The following is a 1007-nucleotide window of genomic DNA, read 5'->3' as shown; positions in this document are numbered from 1 at the left end:
TTTATTTGAAAAAAGACAGTAAAAAAGCGCAAAAAATCACTTCCTGTGCTATACTGTAATTGAAATTTTTTTAGTTTGGGCGTTAGAACTGTTTCCTCAGTCCTATCGCCTTTTCTTTTTGATAAGTCTGTTTGGTGGAGAGTAGTTTGTAAATGATTCTGAGAATCTTATGAGCACAAGCAATAATCGCCTTCATCTTGCTTCCTCTTTGGGAAATTCGATTGTAAAAAGAAGAAAAAGCTGGATCCTTAGAATGTGCTACAATTAATCCCGACATGGTCAGAGCCTGTTTGATATATCGATTTCCTTGCGTAATGTGTGAGGATTTTTTAATTCCAGCACTCTCATAAGATCCTGGGCATAGTCCAGCCCAGGATGCTAAGTGTGCATCGGATGGAAAGGCTGTAACAGTTGGTCCAATCTCAGCTAGAATAGTGGCAGCACAGTTTTCATTCACACCAGGAATGGTTTGAAGTATCCTATTTTCCTCAGGGAAACTCCTTTTCGATGTAGTGTTGAATCTCATCGGTCAATTTTTCAATGAGTTCCTGATACATCTGATATTCCTCTAAGCTCTGGTCTAAGAGGAAGCGATCTTCTAGTGACAACTTTCCTTCCATCGCTTCAACAAGTTCTTCTGGACTTGCTTTCACTCGCTTTTGGATACAAGGGATAACAGATTCTACATTAATGCTTTCTCCGTTAATAAATAATTTTAAAAGTGATCGCCCTGTCTTAGAAAAAATATCAGAAAGATAACTTGTTAGCTTGATATTAGCCCGTTGTAAGAGATTGTGAATTTCATTTTTGACTTGAGTTTGACGCTGCTTGTAAGAACGCATGCGACGTGTCAGTAAACGAAGCTGTACTACTTCAGGAGCAGGGATATAGGAAGGTTCAATTAGTCCGCAACGGCCGAGTTGAGCAATCCATTCGGCATCTTTCATGTCTGTTTTTCGACCAGGCACATTCTTGATATGTTGAGGATTGGCAAGTACCAAGACGAG

The 1007-nt window shown here is 39.5% G+C and carries 2 protein-coding genes; both read right to left on the bottom strand.

The window, feature by feature from the left end:
* Positions 1–82 precede the first annotated feature (82 nt).
* Positions 83–526, bottom strand: a complete 444-nt coding sequence (locus PCY12_RS10280) for an IS110 family transposase (RefSeq protein WP_001212086.1) — start codon at positions 524–526, stop codon at positions 83–85.
* A partial coding sequence (locus PCY12_RS10275; RefSeq protein WP_301352824.1) for a transposase occupies positions 489–1007 on the bottom strand: 519 nt, incomplete at its 5' end. The genes PCY12_RS10280 and PCY12_RS10275, both read right to left, overlap by 38 nt.

This window comes from Streptococcus sp. SPS1, from assembly GCF_030439915.1.
GTDB lineage: Bacteria > Bacillota > Bacilli > Lactobacillales > Streptococcaceae > Streptococcus.
Note: the sequence above shows the minus strand (reverse complement) of the source record. Positions and strands in the feature narration are given on the sequence as shown.

Excerpts from the sequence above, each read along its gene's own strand:
- PCY12_RS10280 (WP_001212086.1), bottom strand. The coding sequence starts at position 526 with ATGAGATTCAACACTACATCGAAAAGGAGTTTCCCTGAGGAAAATAGG.